Origin of the sequence: Streptococcus sp. 3613, from assembly GCF_013277375.1 — a bacterium.
In the GTDB taxonomy this organism is placed as follows: domain Bacteria; phylum Bacillota; class Bacilli; order Lactobacillales; family Streptococcaceae; genus Streptococcus; species Streptococcus pseudopneumoniae.
In genome coordinates this window covers 39,985-46,344 of record NZ_VMMV01000001.1, presented here as the reverse complement: position 1 = coordinate 46,344, position 6,360 = coordinate 39,985, and the positions used below count along the sequence as shown (strand labels likewise).

Here is a 6,360-nt window from a genome sequence, read left to right as displayed (position 1 = left end):
TTTTCATTGAGTATAAATTAGCCATAAAGAAAACTTATCACAGATATAGATATCATATAATGGCGTAAATAGTCTTTTTCTGTTAAGATTATAAGGTATTCTATTTTGGAGGAAATGACATGAAAAAAATCGTTAAATACTCATCTCTTGCAGCCCTTGCTCTTGTTGCTGCAGGTGTGCTTGCGGCTTGCTCAGGTGGTGCTAAGAAAGAGGGAGAAGCAGCTAGCAAGAAAGAAATCATCGTTGCAACCAATGGCTCGCCAAAACCATTTATCTATGAAGAAAATGGCGAATTGACTGGTTACGAGATTGAAGTCGTTCGCGCTATCTTTAAAGACTCTGACAAGTACGATGTCAAATTTGAAAAGACAGAATGGTCAGGTGTATTTGCTGGTCTTGACACTGACCGTTACAATATGGCTGTCAACAATCTTAGCTACACTAAAGAACGTGCGGAAAAATACCTTTATGCCGCACCAATTGCCCAAAACCCTAATGTCCTTGTAGTGAAGAAAGATGACTCTAGTATCAAGTCTCTCGCTGATATCGGTGGAAAATCGACGGAAGTCGTTCAAGCCACTACCTCAGCTAAGCAGTTAGAAGCATACAACGCTGAACACCCGGACAACCCAACTATCCTTAACTATACTAAGGCAGACTTCCAACAAATCATGGTACGTTTGAGCGATGGCCAATTTGACTATAAGATTTTTGATAAAATCGGTGTTGAAACAGTGATCAAGAACCAAGGTTTGGATAACTTGAAAGTCATTGAACTTCCAAGTGACCAACAACCGTACGTTTACCCACTTCTTGCTCAAGGTCAAGATGAGTTGAAATCATTTGTAGACAAACGCATCAAAGAACTCTACAAAGACGGAACGCTTGAAAAATTGTCTAAACAATTCTTCGGAGACACTTACCTACCAGCAGAGGCTGATATTAAATAATTTCTTGAAATCATCCATTCTGAATAAGATGGGTGATTTCTCAGTTCTTAGATATATAGTTTTAAACTATATATCTGACTATCTAATAACAATTTGTGAAATAAAACAAAGTATGAGATACTAGTACGGTATTATTTTTAAGGAGAAAGAATCATGAAAATCAAAAAATGGCTTGGCCTAGCAGCCCTTGCTACAGTCGCAGGTTTGGCTCTTGCAGCTTGCGGAAACTCAGAAAAGAAAGCATACAATGCAACAACTATCAAAATCGCAACTGTCAACCGTAGCGGTTCTGAAGAAGCTCGTTGGGATAAAGTTCAAGAATTGGTTAAGAAAGACGGAATCACTTTGGAATTTACAGAGTTCACAGACTACTCACAACCAAACAAGGCAACTGCTGATGGCGAAGTAGACTTGAACGCTTTCCAACACTATAACTTCTTGAACAACTGGAACAAAGAAAACGGGAAAGACCTTGTAGCGATTGCTGATACTTACATCTCTCCAATCCGCCTTTACTCAGGTTTGAATGGAAGTGACAACAAGTACACTAAAGTAGAAGACATCCCAGCAAACGGAGAAATTGCTGTACCAAACGATGCTACAAACGAAAGCCGTGCGCTTTACTTGCTTCAATCAGCTGGCTTGATTAAATTGGACGTTTCAGGAACTGCTCTTGCAACAGTTGCCAATATCAAAGAAAATCCAAAGAACTTGAAAATCACTGAATTGGACGCTAGCCAAACAGCTCGTTCATTGTCATCAGTTGACGCTGCTGTTGTAAACAATACCTTCGTTACAGAAGCAAAATTGGACTACAAAAAAGCACTTTTCAAAGAACAAGCTGATGAAAATTCAAAACAATGGTACAACATCATCGTTGCGAAAAAAGATTGGGAAACATCACCAAAAGCTGATGCTATCAAGAAAGTGATCGCAGCTTACCACACAGATGACGTGAAAAAAGTTATCGAAGAAACATCAGACGGTTTGGATCAACCAGTTTGGTAATAAGAAACAGGGAGGTGGGAGAGAAAATTCCACCTCTTGCTTTTGTATAGAGCATGGATTGTCAGGAAGAGTAGTTCATAGAAAGGTAGAGAGAATATGGTTTTTCCTAGCGAACAAGAACAGATTGAAAAATTTGAAAAGGATCATGTAGCCCAGCATTATTTTGAGGTTTTGCGTACCTTGATTTCTAAGAAGTCGGTCTTTGCCCAACAGGTGGGTCTCAAAGAAGTTGCCAACTATCTGGGTGAGATTTTCAAGCGTGTTGGGGCTGAAGTGGAGATTGATGAGACTTATACGGCGCCCTTTGTCATGGCGCATTTCAAGAGTTCGCGCCCAGATGCCAAGACCTTGATTTTCTATAACCACTATGACACTGTACCAGCGGATGGGGATCAGGTCTGGACAGAGGATCCCTTTACGCTTTCGGTCCGCAATGGTTTCATGTATGGGCGTGGGGTTGATGACGACAAGGGTCATATCACAGCTCGTTTGAGTGCTTTGAGAAAATACATGCAGGACCACGATGACCTGCCTGTCAATATCAGCTTTATCATAGAGGGTGCGGAGGAATCGGCCTCGACAGACCTAGATAAGTATCTGGAAAAACATGCGGATAAACTCCGTGGGGCAGATTTGTTGGTCTGGGAACAAGGAACCAAAAATGCCTTGGAACAGCTAGAAATTTCTGGTGGGAATAAGGGGATTGTGACCTTTGATGCCAAGGTGAAAAGCGCTGATGTCGATATCCACTCGAGTTATGGTGGGGTTGTGGAATCAGCTCCCTGGTATCTCCTTCAAGCCTTACAGTCTCTTCGCGCTGCAGATGGCCGTATCTTGGTTGAAGGCTTGTACGAAGAAGTGCAAGAGCCAAATGAACGAGAAATGGCCTTGCTAGAAACTTATGGTCAACGAAACCCAGAGGAAGTTAGTCGGATCTATGGCTTGGAGTTGCCTCTCTTACAGGAAGAGCGGATGGCCTTTCTAGAACGTTTCTTTTTCGAGCCAGCGCTTAATATCGAAGGGATTCAGTCAGGTTATCAAGGGCAAGGAGTCAAAACGATTTTGCCTGCAGAAGCCAGTGCCAAGCTAGAGGTTCGTCTGGTTCCGGGCTTAGAACCGCATGATGTTCTGGAAAAAATTCGGAAACAGCTAGACAAAAATGGCTTTGATAAGGTAGAATTATACTATACCTTGGGAGAGATGAGCTATCGAAGCGATATGAGCGCACCAGCCATTCTCAATGTGATCGAGTTGGCCAAGAAATTCTATCCACAGGGCGTTTCAGTCTTGCCGACGACAGCGGGGACAGGACCTATGCATACGGTCTTTGATGCCCTAGAGGTGCCAATGGTGGCCTTCGGTCTAGGAAATGCCAACAGCCGAGACCACGGTGGAGATGAGAACGTGCGAATCGCCGATTACTACACCCATATTGAATTAGTAGAGGAGCTGATTAGAAGCTATGAGTAGAGATATTATCAAGTTAGATCAGATCGATGTGACTTTTCACCAAAAGAAGAGAACCATCACAGCGGTCAAGGATGTGACCATTCACATCCAAGAAGGGGATATTTACGGAATTGTTGGATATTCTGGAGCAGGGAAATCAACCCTTGTACGGGTGATTAATCTCTTGCAAAAGCCATCTGCAGGGAAAATTACCATTGACGATGATGTGATTTTTGATGGCAAGGTGGCCTTGACGGCAGAGCAGTTACGTCGTAAACGTCAAGATATCGGGATGATTTTCCAGCATTTTAACCTGATGAGCCAGAAGACTGCAGAGGAGAATGTAGCCTTTGCCCTTAAACACTCTGGACTCAGCAAGGAAGAAAAGAAGGTTAAAGTAGCTAAGTTGTTGGACTTGGTTGGCTTGGCAGACCGTGCTGAAAACTACCCTTCACAATTATCTGGAGGGCAAAAACAGCGTGTGGCCATTGCGCGTGCCTTGGCCAATGATCCAAAAATCTTGATTTCAGATGAGTCAACGTCTGCCCTTGACCCTAAGACAACCAAGCAGATTTTGGCTTTGTTGCAAGATTTGAACCAAAAATTAGGCTTGACTGTTGTCTTGATTACGCATGAAATGCAGATTGTCAAAGACATTGCCAACCGTGTGGCAGTTATGCAGGACGGGCATTTGATTGAAGAGGGCAGTGTGCTTGAAATCTTCTCAGACCCTAAACAACCTTTGACTCAAGACTTTATCTCAACAGCTACAGGTATTGATGAAGCTATGGTCAAAATCGAGAAGCAAGAAATCGTGGAACATCTGTCTGAAAACAGTCTCTTGGTGCAACTCAAGTATGCAGGGGCTTCAACAGACGAGCCACTTTTGAATGAATTGTACAAGCACTACCAAGTAACGGCCAATATCCTTTACGGAAATATTGAAATTCTTGATGGTACTCCTGTTGGTGAGCTTGTGGTTGTCTTGTCAGGGGAAAAAGAAGCCTTGGCAAGTGCTCAAGAGGCCATCCGTCAGGCTGATGTGCAACTAAAAGTATTGAAGGGAGGACAGTAAGATGGCAGAATTGATTAAAGCATACTTACCAAACGTCTATAAGATGGGTTGGTCTGGTCAAGCTGGCTGGGGGACAGCTATCTACTTGACTCTTTATATGACGGTTCTTTCCTTTATCATCGGAGGTTTCTTAGGACTGGTTGCAGGGCTTTTCCTTGTCTTGACAGCTCCAGGTGGGGTCTTGGAAAATAAAGTTGTTTTCTGGATTTTGGATAAGATTACTTCCATTTTCCGTGCGGTTCCCTTTATCATTCTCTTGGCAGTCTTGTCACCCTTCTCTCATCTAATCGTAGGAACAAGCATTGGTCCAAATGCGGCTATCGTACCGCTATCTTTTGCAGTCTTTGCCTTCTTTGCCCGTCAAGTGCAGGTTGTCTTGGCTGAGCTAGATGGTGGTGTCATTGAGGCGGCTCAAGCGAGCGGAGCGACTTTCTGGGACATCGTGGGTGTTTACCTATCAGAAGGTCTTCCAGATTTGATTCGCGTGACGACTGTGACCTTGATTTCCCTTGTTGGGGAAACAGCTATGGCTGGTGCGGTTGGAGCTGGTGGTATCGGTAACGTAGCCATCGCTTATGGATTTAACCGCTACAATCACGATGTGACCATCTTGGCAACAATCATTATCATTTTGATTATCTTTGCAATCCAATTCTTGGGAGACTTCTTGACCAAGAAATTGAGCCATAAATAAAAAAGAGCTAGGAAATCTGTACATCATTCATAGGAGTTGTCGTTATCGTCAAGACTTGAAATTTTCTGTACTGGTTGCTATCAACCGTTACTTTTATGAGTAAGAGAGTTAAGCATTGTGGGGAGTCAATATGCAAAATCTGGGAGAAGTTTTTAAAGAATTGAGAAAGAGTCGGAATGTATCTCTACAGGAGGCGACGGGAGGAGAGTTTACTTATTCCATGCTGAGCAAATTTGAGCGTGGAGAAGCAGACTTATCATCTATGAAATTGATTACTGCCTTAGATAACATCCACTCTGATTTGAATGAATTTATGTACTTGGTACGTGGTTTTTCTCAGAAAAAGGTTTTGGCTTTTCAAGAAAATCTTTGGGATTTATATGACAGAGAAGGGATTGATTCTCTCCACTCCTTGTATGAAGAGACGACTCAAAAGTATAGTTCAAGTGGTAAAAAGAGCTATCTCTTACAAATGATTCGTATCAAAAGCCTTCTCGTGTTTTTTGATTCAGAAATAAGGGCAACGGATGAAGAACTGACTTTTCTCTATGACTATTTTTTTACTATTGACATCTGGGGAAATTATGAATTGGAACTATTTTCAACGATTTCTACTTTGTTTCCTCTGCCCCTCTATTTTAAATATTCTAGGGAGATGTTACAAAAGACGGATTTATTAGGCTCTTTACCTAGTAACAAAGCTGGTATTGATACCATTTTGATGAATGGACTTTTTAAAGCGATAGAGGAAAAGGATAAATTAAAAGCAGATTATTTTATCTTTCAGATTGAAAAACGAGAATTGCCAGAATCTCAAGCTTATCTTAAAATCATTTATATGATTGCTAAAGGGTATTATGATACTATTTTTAATGTAAAAAATAAGGGTCTTGAAAAAATCCAGAGAGGCATTACAATCTTACAAGATTTAGAGTATGTAGATGGTGCAAGATACTATGAAAACTATTTTGCAAGTCAGTTCTCAAATAAAGATTTGTAATATATTCTCATTACATCGACTGATGAAAAATAAATAGCCTTGTAGATGGAGTGATAAATAGCAGTATCTAGGAGCTAGAGTTCTTATTTTCAGAAAAAATATATTACAAAAAAGTGGGGAGCCCCGCTTTTTTTGTTAGACTGGTTTCAATAGAATACTCTTTGAAATGTGAGAAAGGCCTGTT

General features: G+C 41.4%; 6 protein-coding genes. All 6 read left to right on the top strand.

All coding sequences use genetic code 11. The features are described 5' to 3' along the window. Positions 1 to 119 precede the first annotated feature (119 nt). The 6 genes from HT708_RS00240 (at position 120) to HT708_RS00215 (ending at position 6,176) form a co-directional block, all read left to right on the top strand. Positions 120 to 950 carry an amino acid ABC transporter substrate-binding protein gene (locus HT708_RS00240; RefSeq protein ID WP_172925832.1) on the top strand — a complete coding sequence of 277 codons (831 nt, stop codon included), beginning with the start codon at positions 120 to 122 and terminating at the stop codon, positions 948 to 950. 153 nt (positions 951 to 1,103) lie between these two features. Then, the gene (locus HT708_RS00235; protein WP_172925831.1) at positions 1,104 to 1,958 is read left to right on the top strand and encodes a MetQ/NlpA family ABC transporter substrate-binding protein; all 855 of its coding nucleotides are present in this window, start codon (positions 1,104 to 1,106) and stop codon (positions 1,956 to 1,958) included. Between the two features lie 96 nt (positions 1,959 to 2,054). After that, positions 2,055 to 3,428, top strand: coding sequence for a M20/M25/M40 family metallo-hydrolase (locus HT708_RS00230; RefSeq protein ID WP_172925830.1), 1,374 nt, complete (start codon positions 2,055 to 2,057; stop codon positions 3,426 to 3,428). Continuing rightward, positions 3,421 to 4,482 carry a methionine ABC transporter ATP-binding protein gene (locus HT708_RS00225; RefSeq protein ID WP_172925829.1) on the top strand — a complete coding sequence of 354 codons (1,062 nt, stop codon included), beginning with the start codon at positions 3,421 to 3,423 and terminating at the stop codon, positions 4,480 to 4,482. Before HT708_RS00230 ends, HT708_RS00225 begins: the two co-directional genes overlap by 8 nt. A gap of 1 nt (position 4,483) precedes the next feature. Further along, positions 4,484 to 5,176: a methionine ABC transporter permease gene (locus tag HT708_RS00220; RefSeq protein ID WP_000818850.1), complete on the top strand. Its 693-nt coding sequence runs from the start codon at positions 4,484 to 4,486 to the stop codon at positions 5,174 to 5,176. A gap of 130 nt (positions 5,177 to 5,306) precedes the next feature. Continuing rightward, complete coding sequence (locus tag HT708_RS00215; protein ID WP_119946714.1) at positions 5,307 to 6,176, top strand: Rgg/GadR/MutR family transcriptional regulator; 870 nt, start codon at positions 5,307 to 5,309, stop codon at positions 6,174 to 6,176. Positions 6,177 to 6,360: the final 184 nt, after the last annotated feature.